Annotated in this window: 18 protein-coding genes; 7 read left to right on the top strand and 11 right to left on the bottom strand. The window is 72.5% G+C overall.

Going from position 1 to position 19,706, the window contains the following annotated elements; translation table 11 throughout:
• Nucleotides 1-96 precede the first annotated feature (96 nt).
• The gene (gene ddaH, locus DEJ46_RS28445) at nt 97-957 is read left to right on the top strand and encodes a dimethylargininase (RefSeq protein ID WP_359686180.1); all 861 of its coding nucleotides are present in this window, start codon (nt 97-99) and stop codon (nt 955-957) included.
• Here the strand turns inward: ddaH and DEJ46_RS28440 are convergent.
• The gene (locus DEJ46_RS28440; RefSeq protein WP_150270863.1) at nt 954-1,943 is read right to left on the bottom strand and encodes a small ribosomal subunit Rsm22 family protein; all 990 of its coding nucleotides are present in this window, start codon (nt 1,941-1,943) and stop codon (nt 954-956) included. The two genes, ddaH and DEJ46_RS28440, sit on opposite strands and share 4 nt — an antisense overlap.
• 156 nt (nt 1,944-2,099) lie before the next feature.
• On the opposite strand from DEJ46_RS28440, the gene DEJ46_RS28435 reads away from it, so the two are divergent.
• Nucleotides 2,100-2,759 carry a hypothetical protein gene (locus DEJ46_RS28435; protein ID WP_150270861.1) on the top strand — a complete coding sequence of 220 codons (660 nt, stop codon included), beginning with the start codon at nt 2,100-2,102 and terminating at the stop codon, nt 2,757-2,759.
• Nucleotides 2,760-2,778: 19 nt separating this feature from the next.
• On the opposite strand, the gene DEJ46_RS28430 is transcribed toward DEJ46_RS28435, so the two are convergent.
• Nucleotides 2,779-4,074 (bottom strand): multidrug effflux MFS transporter, encoded by a 1,296-nt coding sequence (locus DEJ46_RS28430; RefSeq protein ID WP_150274851.1) that lies wholly within the window; start codon nt 4,072-4,074, stop codon nt 2,779-2,781.
• A gap of 84 nt (nt 4,075-4,158) precedes the next feature.
• Here DEJ46_RS28430 and DEJ46_RS28425 point away from each other — a divergent pair, with 84 nt between their 5' ends.
• Nucleotides 4,159-5,160 carry a Gfo/Idh/MocA family protein gene (locus tag DEJ46_RS28425; RefSeq protein WP_150270859.1) on the top strand — a complete coding sequence of 334 codons (1,002 nt, stop codon included), beginning with the start codon at nt 4,159-4,161 and terminating at the stop codon, nt 5,158-5,160.
• Here the strand turns inward: DEJ46_RS28425 and DEJ46_RS28420 are convergent.
• A complete protein-coding gene (locus DEJ46_RS28420; protein ID WP_150270857.1) occupies nt 5,147-6,793 on the bottom strand; it encodes an alkaline phosphatase D family protein in 1,647 nt (548 codons plus the stop codon). The genes DEJ46_RS28425 and DEJ46_RS28420 overlap by 14 nt on opposite strands.
• A gap of 102 nt (nt 6,794-6,895) precedes the next feature.
• Between DEJ46_RS28420 and DEJ46_RS28415 the strand changes: the two genes are divergently transcribed.
• Nucleotides 6,896-7,672: an SDR family oxidoreductase gene (locus DEJ46_RS28415; RefSeq protein ID WP_150270855.1), complete on the top strand. Its 777-nt coding sequence runs from the start codon at nt 6,896-6,898 to the stop codon at nt 7,670-7,672.
• 80 nt (nt 7,673-7,752) lie between these two features.
• Here the strand turns inward: DEJ46_RS28415 and DEJ46_RS28410 are convergent, their stop codons facing one another.
• On the bottom strand, nt 7,753-8,076 hold the full coding sequence (locus tag DEJ46_RS28410) for a nuclear transport factor 2 family protein (protein WP_150270853.1): 324 nt from the start codon (nt 8,074-8,076) through the stop codon (nt 7,753-7,755).
• Between the two features lie 153 nt (nt 8,077-8,229).
• Here DEJ46_RS28410 and DEJ46_RS28405 point away from each other — a divergent pair, with 153 nt between their 5' ends.
• Nucleotides 8,230-8,664, top strand: a complete 435-nt coding sequence (locus DEJ46_RS28405; RefSeq protein WP_150270851.1) for a hypothetical protein — start codon at nt 8,230-8,232, stop codon at nt 8,662-8,664.
• Between the two features lie 71 nt (nt 8,665-8,735).
• Here the strand turns inward: DEJ46_RS28405 and DEJ46_RS28400 are convergent, their stop codons facing one another.
• The 6 genes from DEJ46_RS28400 to DEJ46_RS28370 form a co-directional block, all read right to left on the bottom strand.
• Nucleotides 8,736-10,082 (bottom strand): dihydrolipoamide acetyltransferase family protein, encoded by a 1,347-nt coding sequence (locus DEJ46_RS28400; RefSeq protein WP_150270850.1) that lies wholly within the window; start codon nt 10,080-10,082, stop codon nt 8,736-8,738.
• A 32-nt stretch (nt 10,083-10,114) separates the two neighbouring features.
• Nucleotides 10,115-11,095 (bottom strand): alpha-ketoacid dehydrogenase subunit beta, encoded by a 981-nt coding sequence (locus tag DEJ46_RS28395; protein ID WP_150270849.1) that lies wholly within the window; start codon nt 11,093-11,095, stop codon nt 10,115-10,117.
• Between the two features lie 2 nt (nt 11,096-11,097).
• Nucleotides 11,098-12,402: a pyruvate dehydrogenase (acetyl-transferring) E1 component subunit alpha gene (gene pdhA, locus DEJ46_RS28390; protein ID WP_223835508.1), complete on the bottom strand. Its 1,305-nt coding sequence runs from the start codon at nt 12,400-12,402 to the stop codon at nt 11,098-11,100.
• A gap of 920 nt (nt 12,403-13,322) precedes the next feature.
• On the bottom strand, nt 13,323-14,825 hold the full coding sequence (locus tag DEJ46_RS28380; protein ID WP_150270846.1) for an MFS transporter: 1,503 nt from the start codon (nt 14,823-14,825) through the stop codon (nt 13,323-13,325).
• Between the two features lie 142 nt (nt 14,826-14,967).
• Nucleotides 14,968-15,192, bottom strand: a complete 225-nt coding sequence (locus DEJ46_RS28375; protein ID WP_150270845.1) for an acyl carrier protein — start codon at nt 15,190-15,192, stop codon at nt 14,968-14,970.
• Nucleotides 15,189-17,093: an HAD-IIIC family phosphatase gene (locus DEJ46_RS28370; RefSeq protein ID WP_223835161.1), complete on the bottom strand. Its 1,905-nt coding sequence runs from the start codon at nt 17,091-17,093 to the stop codon at nt 15,189-15,191. Before DEJ46_RS28370 ends, DEJ46_RS28375 begins: the two co-directional genes overlap by 4 nt.
• 305 nt (nt 17,094-17,398) lie before the next feature.
• Between DEJ46_RS28370 and DEJ46_RS28365 the strand changes: the two genes are divergently transcribed.
• Nucleotides 17,399-18,202, top strand: coding sequence for an AfsR/SARP family transcriptional regulator (locus tag DEJ46_RS28365; RefSeq protein WP_150270841.1), 804 nt, complete (start codon nt 17,399-17,401; stop codon nt 18,200-18,202).
• Nucleotides 18,203-18,252: 50 nt separating this feature from the next.
• Nucleotides 18,253-18,606, top strand: coding sequence for a YrdB family protein (locus DEJ46_RS28360; RefSeq protein WP_150270839.1), 354 nt, complete (start codon nt 18,253-18,255; stop codon nt 18,604-18,606).
• Between the two features lie 7 nt (nt 18,607-18,613).
• On the opposite strand, the gene DEJ46_RS28355 is transcribed toward DEJ46_RS28360, so the two are convergent.
• Nucleotides 18,614-19,651, bottom strand: a complete 1,038-nt coding sequence (locus DEJ46_RS28355) for a ketoacyl-ACP synthase III family protein (protein ID WP_150270837.1) — start codon at nt 19,649-19,651, stop codon at nt 18,614-18,616.
• Nucleotides 19,652-19,706 lie beyond the last annotated feature (55 nt).

The raw sequence follows: 19,706 nt of genomic DNA, 5'->3' as shown, positions 1-19,706 counted from the left end.
CCACCCGAACGGTCCACAGCGCGGGGCGCGCCGAGGGCGGACCATGGGTCCACCGATCTTCGGTTCTTCCGTCCGCCCGTTCGTGAGGAGCCCCCTTTGCGCCCCACTCCGCGCACGTCCTCGCCCCGCCGTTACCTGATGTGCCCACCCGCGCACTTCTCGGTGACGTACTCGATCAATCCCTGGATGGACCCCACGAAACCGGTCGACCTGCCGCTGGCCCTCGCCCAGTGGGAGGACCTCCGCGACCGCTACCGCTCGCTCGGCCACACCGTGGAGCTGCTGACGCCCGACCCGGCGCTGCCGGACATGGTCTTCGCGGCGAACGGCGCCACGGTCGTCGGCGGCCGGGTGCTGGGCGCGAAGTTCGCCCATGCCGAGCGGTCCGACGAGGCCGCCGCGCACCTGTCCTGGTTCCGCAGGAACGGTTGGCCTGACGACGCGGTCCGGCTTCCGGAGCATGTGAACGAGGGCGAGGGCGACTTCGCCGTCACCGCCTCGTGGATCCTCGCGGGGCGCGGTTTCCGCTCCAGCCCGCTCGCCCACGGGGAGGCGCAGGAGTTCTTCGGCCGGCCGGTGATCGGCCTGGAGCTGGTGGACCCGCGCTACTACCACCTGGACACGGCGCTGTGCGTCCTCGACGACGCCCGGGACGAGGTCATGTACTACCCGGCCGCCTTCTCCCCGGGCAGCCGCGCGGTACTGGCCCGGCTCTTCCCGGACGCGCTGATCGCGACGGAGGAGGACGCGGCGGCGCTCGGGCTCAACGCGGTGAGCGACGGTCTGCACGTGCTGCTGCCGCAGGCGGCGGTGGGCCTCTTCGAGCCGCTGCGGCAGCGGGGCTTCGAGCCGCTCGGGATGGACCTGGGCGAGCTCCTGAAGGGCGGCGGCAGTGTGAAGTGCTGCACGCAGGAGCTCAGGCCCTGGATCCCGTCCGGTCGCCCCGACCGGGCCTAGGCGTCCTGCTCCGGCGGCCAGGAGTCGCCCCACTCGGCGTCGCGGGCCTGCTTGTACAGGGGCCCGTGGCGCTTGGTGACCGTCTCCCGCGCGAGCCCGTCGGGGCCGCACAGTTCCAGCTGGACCAGGCCCTTGCGGATCTGCGGCCTGCGGGTGACGCGGGAGACCGTGGGGGTCACCGGGAAGCGGGCGGCGGCGACGTAGCTGTACTTCTCGTCCTCGTACGGCAGGGAGCCGCCCTTCACCTGGCGGTGCAGCGAGGAGCGGCTCACGCGGGCCGAGAAGTGGCACCAGTCGGTGCCGGGCACGATGGGGCAGGTCCCGCTGTGCGGGCAGGGCGCGGCGACGGTGAAGCCGGCGTCGACGAGCAGGGTGCGGGCGGCGATGATCCGCTCGTAGCCGTCGGGGGTGCCGGGCTCGACGATCACGACCGCCTGCGCGGCGCGCGCCGCCTCGGTCACGAGCGCCGTGCGGTCGGCCTCGGTCAGCTCCTTGAGGACGTACGAGACGGTGACGAGGTCCGTGTCCGCGAGCCGCAGCGCGGTGCCGATCCGCTCTCGCCGCCACTCGGCGTCGAGGGCGCCCGCCGCCAGCTCGCGGCCGAGGGCGAGGGCGGGCTCGGCCCAGTCGAGGACGGTGGTCCTGGGTGGCGCCTCGTCCCAGGCCTCGGCGACGGCCCAGCTGGCGGCGCCGGTGCCGCCGCCGACGTCGGTGTGCGTGGCCGGCACCCAGTCGGGTGCGGCCTCCCGCAGGGCGTCGAGGACGCCCCGTACCGCCTCGAAGGTCGCCGGCATGCGGTACGCGGCGTACGCGGCGACGTCGGAGCGGTCGCGCAGCACGGGGGCGTCCGTCGGGGTGGTGCCCCGGTAGTTGGCGATCAGCCGCTCGACGGCGCGGGCCGCCTGGGTGGGCGGCAGCCCGTCGAGGAGCCCGGCGAGGGCGGCGCGCAGGGACTCGGCGGAGGGCGGGGAGGCGGGGGCGTTCACCGCGACATTCTACGTGGCGGGTCCTCGGCTCCCGGCCGCCCGAAGGTGCTGGTCACGACCGTCCGGGCGGGGCACCGGAGTTGGTTCGCACGACGCGGATGATGTTGAGTGCTCATGCCAAGTTTTGACGAGCATTCGGTCTATCGAGGAGTTCGTGTGAGGTCTGTCGTACGGGGGACTGCTGTGGCGGCGGCGCTGGTGCTGGCGCTGACGGGGTGCGAGGAGGACGTCCCGGCGGCCGGGAGCGAGAAGGCGCCGGGGGTTCCCGGGGAGGCGCGGCCGGGCGCGGAAGTCCCGAAGGCCGTCTGGCTGGACCCGACGGGGCTGATGCACGCGCTGCCGGTCGAGTCCGAGGTGAGCGACGTCTTCACCGGGGGTGAGCCCTTCGTGGGCCAGGGCTCCGAGGCCGTCGATCACTGTGCCGAGGAGACGGGGGTGGCGTGCACCGGTCTCGTCGGCATCTCGGGGAAGGACATGGAGGCCCGGGGCGACTCGGACGGGACGCGCGTGGAGTTCAGGCTCTTCTCGTTCGGGACGGAGGAGCAGGCGGGCGCCGCCATGAAGGGTCTGGCCGCGGAGAAGCGGAAGTCCTCCGCCGAGTACGGAGAGCCGGCGAAGCCGGTGACGGTGGTCACCGTCGCCGACGAGACCGACGCGTTCGCGGACGACAGCTCCGCCGACGTGGTCATGCGCATCGGCACCGTCGTCGCGCACATCAACGCGAACGAGACCGATCCCCGCAACTTGGAGCACGCCTCGAACGTCCAGGTCGAGCGGGTCAGGACCGTCGCCGCGGGCAAGAACCCGGGACACTGACCCGACCCGCGCCGTTCTGTCAGCCGCCCGTGGCCTTCCTGCCCGCCTGCCACGGGCGGCACAGGGCCAGGAAGCAGGTGAGGGACAGGGCGGCGCAGGCGAGCTGGACGACGGCCATCGGGACGGCCGTGTGCTCGCCCGCGATGCCGACGAGCGGGGAGGCCACGGCGCCGACGAGGAAGGAGGAGGTGCCGAGGAGCGCGGAGGCGGAGCCGGCGGCGTGCGGGGTGCGCATCAGCGCCTGGGCGTTGGTGCTCGGCAGGGCCAGGCCCATCGCGGACATGAGGACGAACAGTCCGGCGGCGACGGGCACGAGCCCGACCTCGCCGAAGACGCCGGTCGTCATGAGGACCAGGGCGACGGAGGCGAGCAGGATGGTGCCGATGCCCCAGCCGAGGACCTTGTCGAGGCTGACGCGGCCGACGAGGAGCTTGCCGTTGATCTGGCCGACGAGGACGAGGCCGATCGAGTTGACGCCGAAGAGCAGGCTGAAGGTCTGCGGTGAGGCCCCGTAGATCTCCTGGACGACGAACGGCGAGGCCGAGATGTAGGCGAAGAGGGCCGCGAAGGCGAGGCCGCCGGTCAGCATGTAGCCGGCGAAGACCCGGTCGGCGAGGAGCCCGCGCATGGTGCGCAGGGCGTGGCCGACGCCGCCTTCGTGGCGCCGCTCGGGGGGCAGGGTCTCGCCGAGGAAGCGCCAGACGACGAGGGTGAGCAGGATGCCGATCACGGCGAGGACGTGGAAGACGCCCCGCCAGTCGGTGATCCGCAGGATCTGGCCGCCGATGAGGGGCGCGACGATCGGGGCGACGCCGGAGATCAGCATCAGGGTGGAGAAGAAGCGGGCCATCTCGACGCCGTCGTAGAGGTCGCGGACGACGGCGCGGGCGATGACGATGCCGGCGGCGCCCGCGAGGCCCTGGAGCAGCCGGAAGCCGATGAGGAGTTCGGCGGTGGGCGCGAGGGCGCAGACGGCGGTGGCGAGGACGTACACGACCATGCCGGCGAGGAGCGGCCGGCGGCGGCCCCACTTGTCGCTCATGGGGCCGACGACGAGCTGGCCGAGGGCCATGCCGGCGAGGCAGGCGGTGAGCGTGAGCTGGACGGTGGCGGCCGGTGCGTGGAGGGCGTCGGTGACCTCCGGCAGCGCCGGGAGGTACATGTCCATGGAGAGCGGGGGCAGGGCGGTGAGTCCGCCCAGGACGAGGGTGACGAGCAGCCCCACGCGCCGGGCGGCGGTGACGGGACCCGCCGGGGCGACCGAGGCGCTCTCGGTTATGTTCCCTTGTGTTGTTTTCTGGCCGCTCTCCGGCATCGACTGCTCCATTTCGTTGAATCCTTGCCTATGCTCTCAGCTCGACCGGCATGGTCGAGACCTCTTCGGGACGGGTGGGGAAACATGAGCGGAACGGTGCGCTGGGGGATCCTGGCGACGGGCGGCATAGCGGAGCGGTTCACGACGGACCTGCTGACGCTCGACGGCGCCGAGGTCGTGGCCGTGGCGTCCCGCACGGAGGCGTCCGCGAAGGCCTTCGCGGACCGCTTCGGGATCCCGCGCGCGTACGGGGAATGGGCCGGACTCTTCGCCGACGAGGACGTCGACGTCGTGTACGTGGCGACGCCGCACCACGCGCACCGGGAGGCGGCCGGGCTCGCGCTGGAGGCGGGAAAGGCGGTGCTTTGCGAGAAGGCTCTCACGCTCAACGCCCGTGAGGCGGAGGAATTGGTCACCCTCTCCCGGGACCGCGGCCTCTTCCTGATGGAGGCCATGTGGATGTACTGCAACCCGCTCGTCCTGCGGCTCGCGGAGCTCGTGCGGGACGGGGCGGTCGGCGAGGTCAGGACCGTCCAGGCGGACTTCGGGCTCGCGGGCCCCTTCGCCGCCGACCACCGGCTGCGGGACCCGGCGGTGGGCGGCGGGGCGCTGCTCGACCTCGGGGTGTACCCGGTGTCGTTCGCGCAGCTGCTGCTCGGCGAGCCGGACTCGGTCCAGGCGCACGCGCTGATCTCGCCGGAGGGCGTCGACCTGAACACGGGGATGCTGCTGGGCTGGGACTCGGGCGCCTCGGCGCTGCTGTCCTGCTCGCTCGTCGCGGACACTCCGCTGACGGCAGCCGTGACGGGCACGCTCGGCCGGATCGAGGTGCCGCGCGGCTTCTTCTTCCCCGAACGGTTCACGCTGCACCGCGACGGCCGGGAGCCGGAGGAGTTCGTGGCGGGCGACGACCCGCACTCCTTCCGGCACGAGGCCGCCGAGGTGATGCGCTGCCTGCGGGCGGGTGCGACGGAGTCGCCGCTCGTGCCGCTGGAGGGTTCGCTCGCGGTCATGCGGACGCTCGACGCCGTACGGGAGCGCGTCGGCGTCCGCTATCCCTCCGAGGCGGCGCCTACGCGGGCGTGAGGCCCGGGTTGCCCGCCTCGGTGACGTAGGAGGCGGTGGTGGTGACGGGGGCGCCCGGGTTCGTGACGTACGGGACCGTACGGAAGTCGGCACGGGCGCTGTCCGTGGCGAGCGTGACCGTCACATAGCCGCGCCGCCCGTTGTAGAACCTCAGGTGCGGGTTGGCCTGGGTGAGCCGGTCGTGGTTGGCCGGCCGGTCGGCACCGTCCTTGCCGCTGCTGATCGAGGTGGCGACGATCTCGGTGCCGACGGTCCGGGACCCCGGGTCGCGGAAGTCGGCCTTGATGTCGAGGCCGTAACCGACGTGGACGTCCCCGGTGAGCACCATGAGGTTCTCGACGCCGGCGGCCTCCGCCCCCGCGAGGATCCGCTGCCGGGAGGCCGGGTAGCCGTCCCAGGAGTCCATGGAGAGCTTGAAGTCGGCGGTGGGGCGGTCGCGGCGCTCGGAGAACACCACCTGCTGCGGCAGGACGTTCCAGCGGGCGGCCCGGGAGCCGCGCCAGCCGTCGAGCAGCCAGCGCTCCTGCGCGGCGCCGGTCATCGTGCGGGCCGGGTCCTCGGACTCGGGCCCCGGGACCTGCCAGCCGTCCCCGTACGCCTGGTCCGAGCGGTACTGGCGGGTGTCGAGGATGTCGAACTGGGCGAGGCTCCCGAACCGCAGCCGCCGGTGGAGCGGCATGTCCGGGCCCTCCGGCTGCTGGGGGCGGCGCAGCGGCTGGTGCTCCCAGTAGGCGCGGTAGGCGGCGGCGCGGCGGAGCAGGAACTCCTCCGGCGGGACGCCGTTCTCGGGGGTGCCGCCCGCGTAGTTGTTCTCGGTCTCGTGGTCGTCCCAGGTGACGACGAAGGGGTGGGCGGCGTGCGCGGCGCGCAGGTCGGGGTCCGACTTGTAGAGGCCGTACCGCAGCCGGTAGTCCTCCAGCGTGACGGTCTCGCGGTTGAAGACGGCCGGGAGGGTGCGGTCGGTGTAGGCGCGGGCGCCGCCCGTGGCGTTGACGGCGTACTCGTACAGGTAGTCGCCGAGGTGGAAGACGACGTCGACGTCCTCCTGGGCGAGGTGGCGGTAGGCCGTGAAGTACCCGTCGTGGTACGCCTGGCAGGAGACGGCGGCCAGCTTGAGGCCGGAGTTCCGGGCGCCGGCGGACGGGGCGGTGCGGGTACGGCCGACGGGGCTCGTCCAGTCGCCGACGCGGAATCGGTAGAAGAAGACGTGGCCGGGGTCGAGGTGCTCGACCTCGACGTGGACGGCGTGCCGGAACTCCGGGTGCGCGGTGGCCCGGCCGCGCCGGACGGTCCGGGTGAAGCGCTCGTCGCGGGCGAGCTCCCAGTGGACGGAGACGCGGGAGGCGGGCAGGCCGCCGTCGGGCTCGAAGGGGCGGGGCGCGAGCCGGGTCCAGAGCAGGACGGAGCCGGGCAGCGGGTCGCCGGATGCCACCCCCAGGGTGAACGGGTCCTCCGTCACGCGCCGGCCGTCGAGCTCCGCGGCGGCCGCGGCGCCGGCGGCGGGCAGCTGGGTGGCGAAGGCGAGCGCGGCGGCCGCCCCGGTGACGGTGAGGAACCGGCGCCGGCCGAAGTGGCGTGCGGCGGCGCGGAGTTCCTCGGAATGACCTGGTGCGTGGCCGTGTACGTGGTCCATGTACCCCTCCCCGGACGGATGTTGCGCTTCCGCCATTCGAGGAGGACGGGACGACGACACGTTGTCGGGTACAGAACATCCACGTGTCGGACGGATGAGTTCATGGGGCACGCGTCTCGCGTACGCTGCGCGCCCATGAGCATCGCAGTGGTGACGGGAGCGGGATCGGGCATCGGCCGGAGTGTGGCCCTCGCCCTGGCGGCGGCCGGCTGGTCGGTGGCCCTGGCGGGGCGCCGGGCGGCCGCCCTGGAGGAGACGGCGGCGGCCTCGCCGGCCGGGGACTTCCTGGTCGTCCCCACGGACGTCACCTCGGCGGACGAGGTGGCGGCCCTCTTCGCGGCGGTACGCGAGCGCTACGGCCGCGTCGACCTGCTCTTCAACAACGCCGGTACGTTCGCGGGCGGCGGCGTCCCCGTCGAGGACCTGGATCCGGAGACCTGGCGCGCGGTCGTCGACGTCAACCTCACGGGCGCGTTCCTCTGCGCGCAGGCGGCCTTCCGGGCCATGAAGGAGCAGGAGCCGCAGGGCGGGCGCATCATCAACAACGGATCGATCTCGGCGCACGTGCCGCGCCCGCACTCGATCGCGTACACGGCGACGAAGCACGCCATGACGGGCCTGACGAAGTCGCTGTCGCTCGACGGGCGCCCGTACCGGATCGCCTGCGGTCAGCTCGACATCGGCAACGCGGCGACCGAGATGACGGCCCGCATGCAGAGCGGGATCCTCCAGGCCAACGGGCAGCTGGCGGCGGAGCCGGTGATGGACGCGGCGGACGTGGCGGCGACGGTCGTGCACATGGCGGCGCTGCCGCTGGAGGCGAACGTCCAGTTCGCGACGGTCATGGCGACGTCCATGCCGTACATCGGCCGGGGCTAGGGCCTGTCCGACGCATCAGGGTCGGACAGGCCCCAGGGGGCAGGACACCCCCTGGGCGCCCCGGCCGACGACCTCGGGGGTTACGCCTGGCCGGTCTCGAAGCGGGAGATCTTCCCGCCGTCGACGGTGAACAGCCACTTGGTGCGCATCGCGCCCCAGGTGTCGTTGCGGTAGTCGGCGACGAGACCGCGCCCGCCGTCCGACTCGGACTCGACGTCCATGTGCCCGCGCGAGCCGAAGACCTCCCGGTCGAGCCACTGGTGGACATCGCGGTCGGAACCGTCGTCGGACATGGTCACGTCGGGGGTCATGGCCTCGGTCAGGGCCGCCTGGTCGTTGGCGTTGAGGGCCGTGACGAAGGCGCGCACGGCGGGGTCGCTGAGCTGGTTCACGGGGAGCGTCATGCCCTAGCCGTACACCCGGCGGCCCGCGTGTCCCCGTGACCACGGCCGTACGCGCGCCTGGGATCGCTCGTACGCACCTGCGTGTTCACTGGCCCGCGCCAGGTCCGTGCGGGCAGGATCGGGACAACTGCCGCACTCAGCACAGGAGGCTCGATGTCGGACATCGTCAAGGTCGTCAGGCTGTACGCGAAGGGGGCTCCGGTCGGGGTCCTGGACGGACGGATGGTGGGGCTGCTCGCGCAGCCGGAGCAGTACGCGGAGTGGGCGGTGAGCCCCGAGGGCGACGGGTTCCGGCTCACCGTGAAGGGCACGGAGGAGACCGTCGTCGCGGAGGGCGGCGAGCGCGCCCCGGTCGCCGTCCGGCCCGACGACTCCCCCGCCTCCGTCTGGCGCCTCCAGCGGGTCACCGAGGAAGGCGTCAGGACGGTCGCCGGCCTCGACGACCTCTGGGACGGGGTCTACGTCATCGACCAGAACGGTCTCGCGCTCGGCCGGGACCTCTTCGAGGACCGCTCGCAGCTCCCCAAGCGGGTGTTCGTCCGGACGGACGACCGCGACCCGCAGTGGAGGATCGAGGTCCTCGCCTGAGACGGCTCGGGCGGGGCGAGGACCCCCGGCCTCACGGTCGGGCCCGGGTTCAGTCCCGGTTCAGGACCGGTTCAGGCCCAGGTGACGAGGCGCTTCGGCTGCTCCAGGACCGCGGCGATGTCCGCCAGGAACTTGGAGCCGAGCTCGCCGTCGACGAGCCGGTGGTCGAAGGAGAGGGCCAGCGTGGTGACCTGGCGGGGCTTCACCTTGCCCTTGTGGACCCACGGCTGGAGCTTGATCGCACCGATCGCGAGGATCGCGGACTCGCCGGGGTTCAGGATCGGCGTACCGGTGTCGACGCCGAAGACGCCGACGTTGGTGATGGTGAAAGTGCCGCCCTGCATCGCCGCCGGCGTGGTCCTGCCCTCGCGGGCGGTGGCGACGAGCTGGCTCAGGGACTTCGAGAGCTCGGGCAGGGTCTGTGCGTGCGCGTCCTTGATGTTCGGCACGATCAGACCGCGCGGGGTGGCCGCGGCGATGCCCAGGTTCACGTAGTGCTTGAGGACGATCTCCTGCGCCGCCTCGTCCCAGGCCGCGTTGATCTCCGGGTTCCGCTTCACCGCGACCAGCACGGCCTTGGCGATGAGGAGCAGCGGGTTGACCCGCAGGCCCGCCATGTCCTTGTCGGACTTCAGCTCCTCGACCAGCTTCATCGTGCGCGTGATGTCGAAGGTCACGAACTCGGTGACGTGCGGCGCGGTGAACGCCGAACCCACCATCGCCGCCGCCGTCGCCTTCCGCACACCCTTGATGGGGGTACGGGTCTCCCGGGCGTCCGGCACCACCGCGGCAGGAGCAGGGGCCGGCGTCGGGGCCGGTCGCTCCACGATCTCGCGGGTGCCGATGTCGACCACGGCGGCGGCGTGCACGTCGGCGCGCGTGATCGTGCCTCCCCCGCCGGAGGGGCGCACGGCCGTCAGGTCGACCCCGAGGTCCTTGGCCAGCTTGCGCACCGGCGGCTTGGCCAGCGGGCGCGGTCCTGCGGCGGGCCCGCGGCTGCCGGGGGCCGTGCCGCCGGCGGTCTTGCGGGGGCGGCGCTTCGCGGAGGACTCCACGACGCCGTAGCCGACGAGGACGGGCCGGCGTTCCGGCCGCGCCGGAGCGTCGGCGCCGACGGCTGCGGCGGCCGTGACGGCCGGTGCCGCTGCCACGGCCCGGTCCTGCGGGCCTGCCGCGCCCGCCGTGTCGACCGAGATGATCACGGCGCCGACGTCGACCGTCGCGCCCTCGGGAAAGCCGATCTCCCGGACGACCCCGTCGAAGGGGACGGGGAGTTCCACCGCCGCCTTCGCCGTCTCGATCTCGCACACGACCTGCCCGTCGACGACGGGGTCGCCGGGCTTGACGTACCAGGTGAGGATGTCGGCCTCGGTGAGCCCCTCCCCCACGTCGGGCATCCTGAATTCGCGAATCGCCATGATTCCTTATTTCCTAGTACGCCAACGAGCGATTAGTACGCCAACGAGCGGTCGACGGCGTCGAGCACCCTGTCGAGACCCGGCAGGTACTCCTCCTCCAGGCGCGCCGGCGGGTACGGCGCGTGGTAGCCGCCGACCCGCAGGACGGGGGCCTCCAGGTGGTAGAAGCAGCGCTCGGTGATCCGGGCGGCGATCTCCGCGCCCGAGCCGAAGAAGACGGGGGCCTCGTGGACGACGACCAGGCGGCCGGTCTTCTCGACCGAGGCCTGGACGGTGTCGAAGTCGATCGGGGAGACCGAGCGGAGGTCCACGACCTCGATCGATCTGCCCTCCTCCTCGGCCGCGACGGCGGCCTGGAGGCAGGTCTTCACCATCGGTCCGTAGGCGGCGAGGGTGAGGTCCGTGCCCTCGCGGGCGACCCGCGCCTCGTGGAGCTCGCCGGGGTCGAGATCCGTGTCGACGTCGCCCTTGTCCCAGTAGCGGCGCTTGGGCTCGAAGAAGATGACCGGGTCGTCGCTCCGGATGGCCTGCCGGAGCATCCAGTACGCGTCGGACGGGGTCGAGGGCGACACGATCTTCAGGCCCGCGACGTGCGCGAAGAGCGCCTCGGGGGACTCCGAGTGGTGCTCGACCGCACCGATGCCGCCGCCGTACGGGATGCGGATGACGACGGGCAGGCGCACCTTGCCCTGCGAGCGGGCGTGCATCTTCGCGAGCTGCGTGACGATCTGGTCGTACGCGGGGAAGACGAAGCCGTCGAACTGGATCTCCACGACCGGCCGGTAGCCGCGCAGGGCCAGGCCGATGGCGGTGCCGACGATGCCGGACTCGGCGAGCGGCGAGTCCATGACGCGGCTCTCGCCGAAGTCCTTCTGCAGGCCGTCGGTGACGCGGAAGACACCCCCGAGCTTGCCGATGTCCTCGCCCATGAGGAGGACCTTGGGGTCGGACTCCAGCGCGGCGCGGAGGGCCTCGTTGAGCGCCTTCGCCAGGGGAAGACTCTTCGTGACCATGACTAGTTGCTCCGTCCGGCGTCCACGAAGGACTCCTGGTAGGCGGCGAACCGGGCACGTTCCTCGTCGACGAGCGCGTGCCCGTCCGCGTACACGTTCTCGAACATCACCGACGGGTCGGGATCGGGCATGGTCCTGACGATCTCGCGGACGCGCCGGCCGAGCGTCTCCGCCTCCTCGTCGAGGGCGGCGAACCAGTCCTCGTCGGCGTGGCCCTCGCGCTCCAGGAGCCGGCGGAGCCGCAGGATCGGGTCCTTGGCCCGCCACTCCTCGACCTCGGCCTCGTCGCGGTACTTGGTCGGGTCGTCGGAGGTGGTGTGGGCGCCCATGCGGTACGTGTACGCCTCGACGAGCATCGGCCCGGAACCGGTCCGTACGTGGTCGAGGGCGGCGCGGGTGACGGCCAGGCACGCGAGGACGTCGTTGCCGTCGACGCGGACGCCCGGGAAGCCGAAGCCGGCGGCGCGCCGGTAGAGCGGGACGCGCATCTGGCGTTCGGTGGGCTCGGAGATGGCCCACTGGTTGTTCTGGCAGAAGAACACGATCGGGGCGTCGTAGACCGCGCCGAAGGTGAAGGCCTCCGCCACGTCGCCCTGGCTGGAGGCGCCGTCGCCGAAGTAGCCGATGACGGCGGTGTCGGCGCCGTCCTTGGCGACGCCCATCGCGTAGCCGGTGGCGTGCAGCGCCTGCGAACCGATGACGAGGGTGTAGAGGTGGAAGTTGTTCTCGGCCGGGTCCCAGCTGCCGTTGCTCGCGCCGCGGAAGAGCGAGAGGAGGTGGGCCGGGTCGAGGTTCCTGACCAGGGCCACGCCGTGCTCGCGGTAGCTGGGGAAGGCGTGGTCCTTGGGCCGCAGGGCGCGGGCGGAGCCGATCTGGGCGGCCTCCTGGCCGAGCAGCGAGGGCCAGAGGGCCAGTTCGCCCTGGCGTTGCAGGGTGACGGCCTCGGCGTCGAGGCGGCGGGCCAGCACCATGTCGCGGTGGAGGCCGCGCAGTTCCGCCGCGCTGGGGTCGACGGCGTACTCGGGATGGTGGACCCGGCGGCCCTCGGGAGTGAGCAGCTGGACGAGCTCGGTGGTCATTCGGGGTCTCCGGCTCTCGTTCGGTTCAGTCGGTGCCGCGGCATATGTGGGGCTCTTCCGCCGCGCCCTCGGGCTCGCCCGCGAGGAGGACGAACGGAGGCACCGTCGAGGGGGTGGGCGGCTGGACCGCGGGGGCGAGGGGCGCCGCGGGGAGGGCCGCCGTGCGGCCCAGGGCGTCGTCGTACACGAGGTTGAAGAGCTCGACGCAGGGCAGCGTCCGGGCCAGATGGGCCTGGAGGCCGGGGGCTTCGAGGGTGAGGCGGACGTCCGAGACGGCGATGCCCCGGTCGGTGGCGCGCAGGTCCACCCGGAAGACGCCGAAGCAGAGTCCGAGGTGGAGGACGGCCGCCGCCGCCTCGGCGGCGAGGGCCTGGGGGGTGTGGGGCAGCCCGGTGACGGGGGCCCAGCCGTCCTTGGTGGGCGCGGCGAGGAGGAAGACGTGGGGCCGGCCGGAGACGAAGGCGCCGACGGCGCTGAGCGCGGTGCCTTCGGGGGTCCGGTCGCGGTCCTGGTCGACGAGGAAGCCGCCGGCGGCGAGGGCCGCGAGCCGGGCGCCGGGGTCCTGGACGCGGCGGACGGCGTCCGGGTGGTTGCCGGGCAGGTGCAGTGCGGCAGCGAGGTCGGCGACGGCGAGCTGGACGTCCTCGCGCAGTCCGAGGACGAGGTCGAAGCGGTGGCCGGCGGCGTGCCTGTCGCGGGCCCAGGCGACGCAGGCGTCGGGGTGGACGCCGGCGAGGCCGGTCGCCTCGTCGGAGAGGGTCCGGGCCTCGGGGCCGCGGGCGGCGAGCAGCTCCGCGCGGTCGAGGACCCAGGTGCGTACCCCGCTCGACCAGGCCTCCAGGAGGGTGGAGTTGGCGGCTGCCTCGCTCGGGTGCCGGTGGGGCGCCGCCGCTCCGACGAGGAGGGCGACGGGTCCGCCGGACGTGGCGGGGACGGCGGGGGCGGTGGTGTCCGGGGCGGCGGTGGCGGCGGCCCGGGAGGTCGGGTGCTTGACTGCGGACCGTGCGACGGACCGGTGGCGTTGCTGCAGCATCTGTCTGCCTCTCTGCGCGGAGAGAGCGGGCTGGGGATCTCCTCGGCCCGGTGGGGACGGGGTACGGAGGAGGGTGGGGCCGCCGGGCGGGTGGGGGTCCGCCCGGCGGCACTGGTCAGGACTTCGGCGCGGCCTCGGTCGCCGGGCGGCCGGCGAATCCGAAGAGGCCGATGACCACGTTGGCGGCGACCCAGAGGAACATGACCAGGAAGCCCCGCTGGAGCGCCTCGGTGAAGGCCTGGGCGGTGCCGACACCCTGGGCGGTGAGCTCGGTGAGGCGGGAGCCGACGACGGTGGCGGTGATCGCGAGGGCGAGGGCGCCGCCGATCTCGGAGGAGGCGTTGAGGACGGCCGAGGTGGTGCCGGCGTCCGCGTCCGAGGCGTCCGCGGTGCCGACGACCGGGGCGGTCATCACGCACAGCACCAGGCCGACGCCGAGCAGGGCGGTGACGGGGAGCAGGAGCGCCCAGTAGCTGCTGGTGGTCTCGGCGCCGAGCATCAGGACCAGCATGACGGCGAGCAGGACCGTGCCGATGACGTACGGGACGCGGGGGCCGAACTTGGCGATGAGGACCGGTACGGCGCCGGAGACGACGAGCATGGCGAGGCAGGTCGGGATGTAGGCGAGGCCGACCTCCATCGGGCTGTAGCCGAGGCCGAGCTGCATGTACTGCGGGAGCATGAAGAAGGAGGGCAGCATCAGGCCGGCGGTGATCAGCTGGGCGATGGTGCCGGTGGCGACGGAGCGGCGGCGCAGCAGGCCGAGGGGCAGCAGCGGCGCCTTGGCCTTGCTCTCCACCCGTACGAACACGGTGAGCAGGACCGCGGCGGCGGCGAGCGCGGCGCCGGCGATCGGGTCGGTCCAGCCGTCCTCGCCTGCGGTGACGATGCCGAAGACCAGGGCGAGCAGGCCGAGGGTGCCGGTGGTGCCGCCGAGGACGTCGGCCGGCGGGCGGCTGCCGCTGCGGGCGATCTTCGGGACGTAGGCGTACGCGGCGGCGATCAGCAGCAGGCCGATGGGGAGGTTGATGAGGAAGGCCCAGCGCCAGTTGATGTCGGTGATCGCGCCGCCGAGCAGGGTGCCGAGGCTGGCGCCGACGCCCATGACGGTGCCCCAGATGCCGAGGGCCTTGGCGCGCTCGCCCGGCTCCGGGTAGGTCGTGACGAGGATGGAGAGGGCGGCCGGGGAGAGCACGGCGGCGCCGATGCCCTGGATGCCGCGGCCGGCCAGCAGCATGCCGCCGCTGTCGGCGGTGGCCGCGGCGAGGGAGCCGAGGGTGAACAGGCCGATGCCGGTCACGAGCATGGTGCGGCGGGGGAAGACGTCGGTGAGCCGGCCGCCGAGGAGCATCAGGCCGCCGAAGAGCAGGATGTAGATGTTCATCACCCACTGCAGACCCGAGGTGCTGAGACCGAGGTCGGCGCGGAGCTGGGGCAGCATCACGTTGGCGATGGTCGAGTCGAGCACACAGACGAGCTGGGCGACGGCGACGACGGCGAGGATCAGTCCTCGCTTGCCTGCGGCCGGGGCCTTCGGTGTGACGGGGGACGGCCGGACCGGCGCCTCGGGTGACGCGATCCGGGTGTCCCGAGCGGTTTCCCGGGCGTCGATACTCATGTTCTCTCCTGTTTCTTCTTGGTTCCTCGGCGGTCCGCGCGACGGTTCACGCGGTGGGTCACGCAGTGGGTCGCGCGGTCGGTCGCGCGGTGGATCGCGCGGTCGGGCGCGTAGTGGATCGCGCGGTCGGGCGCGTAGTGGGTCACGCGGCGCTGACGCGCTCGTATATGGCGGCGAGGCTGCGATCGGCGAGCAGCCTGCCGACGGGGACACGGGTGCCGGTCTCGCGCTCGACGGCGGAGACGAGCCGCAGCATGTGCATCGAGTCCCAGCTCACGACGTGGTCGAAGTCCGCGGAGAGGTCGTCGGCCCCGAGGGGCAGGTCGAGTTCGTCGCGCACCAGGTGGATGAAGTCCTCTTTGGTCATGACGCGGTGCCTTCCAGGGAGGAGTCGAGCAGGATGTGAGCGGGGACGGTGGGGAGGTCCGCCAGGTCGTGGTGGAAGCGGGGTCCGTCGTCCGTCGTCGACGTGGTGGCGAAGCCCATGGAGGGCCAGAAGTCCCGGACGTTCCTGTTCTTGGCGGTCGGCCGGTAGCTCGCGTGCACCGTGCGGGTGCCGGTGGCCCTGGCATGGGCGAGGAGGCTCGCGACGGTGGCCTGCTCGATGCCGCGGGCGAAGACCCGGCAGGAGAGCAGCATGTTCTCGACGTGGAGTTCGGTGCCGTCGGCGGTGCGGCGGGCGAAGACGGCTCCGACGACGCCGTTGTCGCCGAATCGGTCGCCCGAGCGGATCGTGAGGACGAGGTGGCCGGGGTCGCCGGCCCGCGCGGTCACGTCCTCGACGCCGAGGCGGACCGTGGTGAGGTTGAACTGGTTGGCGCGCAGGGAGAGTTGCGCGACGCGGTCGATGTCCCCTGCGGTGGCCTCGGCGAGCCGGACGCGGACGCCGAGGCCCTGGAGGTACTCCTCCAGGGAGCCGGAGTTCTCCTGGAGTTCGGCGCGCTCGCTCTCGGTGCGGTAGAGGGCGGCCCGGGCCCGGTCCTCGTCGGTGAGGCGGGCCGTGTCGAACCAGCCGTCGGCGAGCAGCTTCTCGATGTGCAGGGCGGGCTCTTCGTCGAGGCGGACGACGGCGACCTGCGGGAGGCTGTCGGCGACGAGGCCGCACTCGAAGGGCGAGTCGTCGGCGAAGACGAAGCTGTCGATGCCGAGGTTGAGCCTCTCGGCGATGTCCCGCAGATTGTCGTCCTTGGGCTGCCAGTTGGCGTTGACGCGGGCGAAGTCGCACTCGCGGAGCACCATGTCGGGGTGGTCCTTGAGGACCTGGACGACCGGTTCGTGGTCGTTCTTGCTGCTGATCGCGAGCAGGATGCCCTGGGATCCGATCTGCTGGACGGCCCGCTGGAAGGAGCCGAAGGCCTCGCCTCGGAAGGTGGTGGCGGCGGCGATGCCGTCCGGGCCGTCGTCGCCGAGGATCCCGTCCCAGAGGGTGTTGTCGGCGTCGACGACGAGGACCTTCTTCGTCCGGCCGCGCAGCATGCGGGAGAGGTGGGCGACCTCCCGGGCGTAGCCGGCGAGCAGGTCGTCGCCGAGGCTGGCCTTGGCGTAGGCGGCCATGCGGGGTTCGTCGAGCGGGACGCCGGCGGCGACGAGCGGGTCGAGGTCGACGACGTGGATCCGCGGGTTTCCGAGGGCGAGGCGCAGGAGTCCGCAGTTGAAGTCGCGCCAGGCGATGCCGGCACGGGCGCGGGACTCGTGGTCGATGAGCTGGTGGGTGACGCTTCGGGGCAGCGGCACGGTGTTGAGGACGAGCGCGGCCGTGGCGTTCCGGGTGAAGGCGGTGGCGAGGTGCTCGATCTGGGCGAGCTTGCGCTCGGCGGTCCGTACGAGGTCGTCGGCCTGCCAGGGCGTGCCCGTCTCGTCGGTGAGGGTCTGCGGGTCGAGGATCCACAGGGCGAGGTCGACGTCCGGGGCGTGCAGGGCGCTCGTGGGGTCGCACAGGTCGCGGAGGTAGGCGTCGAAGTCGCCGAGCCGGTTCTCGACGAGGACGCCGTGGCGGGCGAACTCGGCGGTCAGCGGGGCTCGTACGCCCCCGATCGTGGAGTGTCCGGTGAGGGCGACGACCGCGGTCTCGGTCTCGGGGCGGGCCGTGAGGACTGCCTGCCGGTCGAGTTGGACGAGGAGGTTGCCGGCCCGCCGGAAGTCGGATTCCGCCCCGCCGGACACCATGGCGGCGAGGAGGGGGGCGACGGACGGGTAGTTGTCGGCGAGCGTGCCGTCGGCGCGCAGCGCGCGCAGTGTCTCCAGCGGAGACTTCCTGGTTTCACGCACCGCCGGGCTGGATACCGTGGTCAATGTCGTCTCCTCACGCGTGCCGCCGGGCCTGTTCCCCCCACGGGTACGGACAGATCGTCGGCGGCGGCGCTTGAGCCGCACTCGCACTCGCGTCCAGCGCTCCGGCCCCGGATCCCGGCCGGGCCCTGCTCCTCCCCCGTCCGGGCCCGTGCATTTCTCATGGATCGGCACGTTCGGAGTTCATGGGAGGCCGGTGACCTGGGCACTGTCGCCCCGACAGGCGGGCGGAGCAGACTCGGTACCACCATGAGGGCTGGCGAGTAGTGGAGGGGTGAAGCTGCATGGACATCAAGGTCCTTGGGTCCTTCGAGGCATCGGAGAACGGGGTCGCGCTCCTGCCGACCGCGGGGAAGCCCCGCCAGATCCTCGCGCTGCTTGCCCTGCAGGCCGGCCAGATAGTGCCGGTGCCCACGCTCATGGAGGAGCTGTGGGACCTGGAGCCGCCGCGGAGCGCGCAGACCACGCTGCAGACGTACATCCTCCAGCTGCGCAAGCGGATCGAGGCGGCGCTGCCGCCGGACGGGCCGCGGCGCGCGAAGGACGTCCTCGCCACCCGGTACGGCGGCTACCTCCTGGACATCACGCCGGAGGAGGTCGACGTCCACGCCTTCGAGCGGCTCGCGGCCGCCGGGCGGCGCGCGCTCGACCTCGGTGACCGGGAGACGGGTTCCCGGCTGCTGCGGCAATCGCTCGCGGTGTGGCGCGGCCGGGCGCTGGTCGACGTGCACCACGGGCTGCGGCTCGGCGTGGAGGTCACCCGGCTCGAGGAGAGCCACCTGTGTGTCGTGGAGTCCCGGGTCGAGGCCGATCTGGCGCTGGGCCGGCACCACGCGCTGCTGAGCGAGCTGGCGGTGCTGACCGCGCGCCACCCGATGCACGAGAACCTCTGCGCCCTGTACATGACGGCGCTCTACCGGTCGGGTCAGCAGTGGCGGGCGCTGGAGGCGTTCACCGCGCTGCGCGGCTGCCTCGTGGAGGAGCTGGGGGTGGATCCCTCGCCGCGGCTCCAGGAGTTGCAGCGGGCGATCCTCAGCTCCGACCCGCGGCTGACCCGCCTCACGTCCCGTACCGATCTGACGGTCTGATCTGCCCACCCGCGCGGAACCCCCCGCCCCGCACGTTCTAGGAGTCCCTCATGCTCTCGTCCCTCAAGGCCTTCAACATGCTGGTCATGTTCCTGCTGGAGCTCTCGGTGTACGCCGCGTCCATCATGTGGGCGCTCAGCACGACGGACAAGCTGTGGCTGAAGACGCTCCTCGCGATCGGCGCGCCGGCCGCCCTGATCGCGGTGTGGGCGCTGTTCGGCTCGCCGAAGGCGACGTACCCGGTGTACGGCGGTGGCCGGGTGCTCCTGGAGGTGCTGTGGTTCGGAAGCGGCGCCGCCGCCCTGGCCGCCTCGGGGAGGCAGGGCTGGGCGGCGGCGTTCGCGGGGATCTTCCTGGTCAACGCGGGGCTGCGGTTCCTCTGGAATCAGTACCCGGGGGCGTGATACGGGGTCACCAGGCGGGCGTCCCGGTGAACTCCAGGACGGCGACGGTCCACATGAAGCCGACGCCGACGCCCATGGTGACGAGGAAGTCGCCGGGCTGCGGGTTCCTGGCCTCCGCCACGTGGTTCATGCCGATGATCTGGTCACCGGCGCCCATGTGTCCGTAGTCCAGGCCCCAGTCGTACGTGGTGGTCTCGGGCTTCACGCCGAGCAGCGAGTAGAACGAGAACTGGACGATCGTCTTCGCGATGTTCGCGTGGACGAAGAACCGGGCGTCGGACAGCGTGATGTCCGCGTCGTCGAGCGCCTCCTGGAGCACCTGGGAGGCGTTCTTCGTCATCTGCCGGATGGCGCGGTCGTAGGCGCCCTCCTCCTTGAGGAGGTAGTCGGCCTTGCGGGTGTGCAGGTCGACCGGCTTGCCGTCGAGGAACGGGCCGTCCGTCCAGCCCTGCGTGCCGCGGTAGATGGGCTCCAGGGAGGAGTCCGTGTAGGTCGCGGTGGACCTCAGGCGGGCGAAGCCGCCCTGGTTGGAGAGGACGAGGGCGCCGGCGCCGTCGCCGTAGGCCTGCTGGCTGTCGGAGCCCCAGCGGTCGAAGTACGGCAGCCGGAAGGCGTCGCCGGTGGTGACGAGCGCCGCGGCGGGCGAGGGGCGGCTCGCGAGGTGCGAGGCGGCGAGCTCCAGGCCGGCGAGGCCGCCGTTGGAGCCCTGCCGGATCTCGACGGCGATGCCGTTGCCGCCGACGGTCTCGTTCTGGACGTAGTTGACGGGGGTCCAGAAGTCCTGGCCCTGGTGGCCCATGCAGCCGTGCAGAACCATGTCGTACTGCTCGTGCGGTATCCCGGCCCGCTCCACCGCCTGGCGTCCGGCGTGCGCGGCCTGGACCGGTCCCGGCTCGTCGGCGCGGGCCACGCGGACGGCGCGGAAGCCGTTGGCCTCCGCCTCCTCCGCGTCGTAGCGGCCGGCGGCGATGGCCTCGGCGGCGGTCTCCACCTGCTCCGGAAGGTAGGCCCCGAGTCCGGCGACGTACAGGTTGTCCCAGCGCATCCGCGTGCTCCCTCAATTCTCGAACGTGTGTGGTGTGACTGCTGTGTTGCGGGGC

Origin of the sequence: Streptomyces venezuelae (assembly GCF_008642375.1) — a bacterium.
Classification (GTDB): Bacteria; Actinomycetota; Actinomycetes; order Streptomycetales; family Streptomycetaceae; genus Streptomyces; species Streptomyces venezuelae_G.
This window is presented reverse-complemented; position numbering and strand designations above follow the sequence as displayed.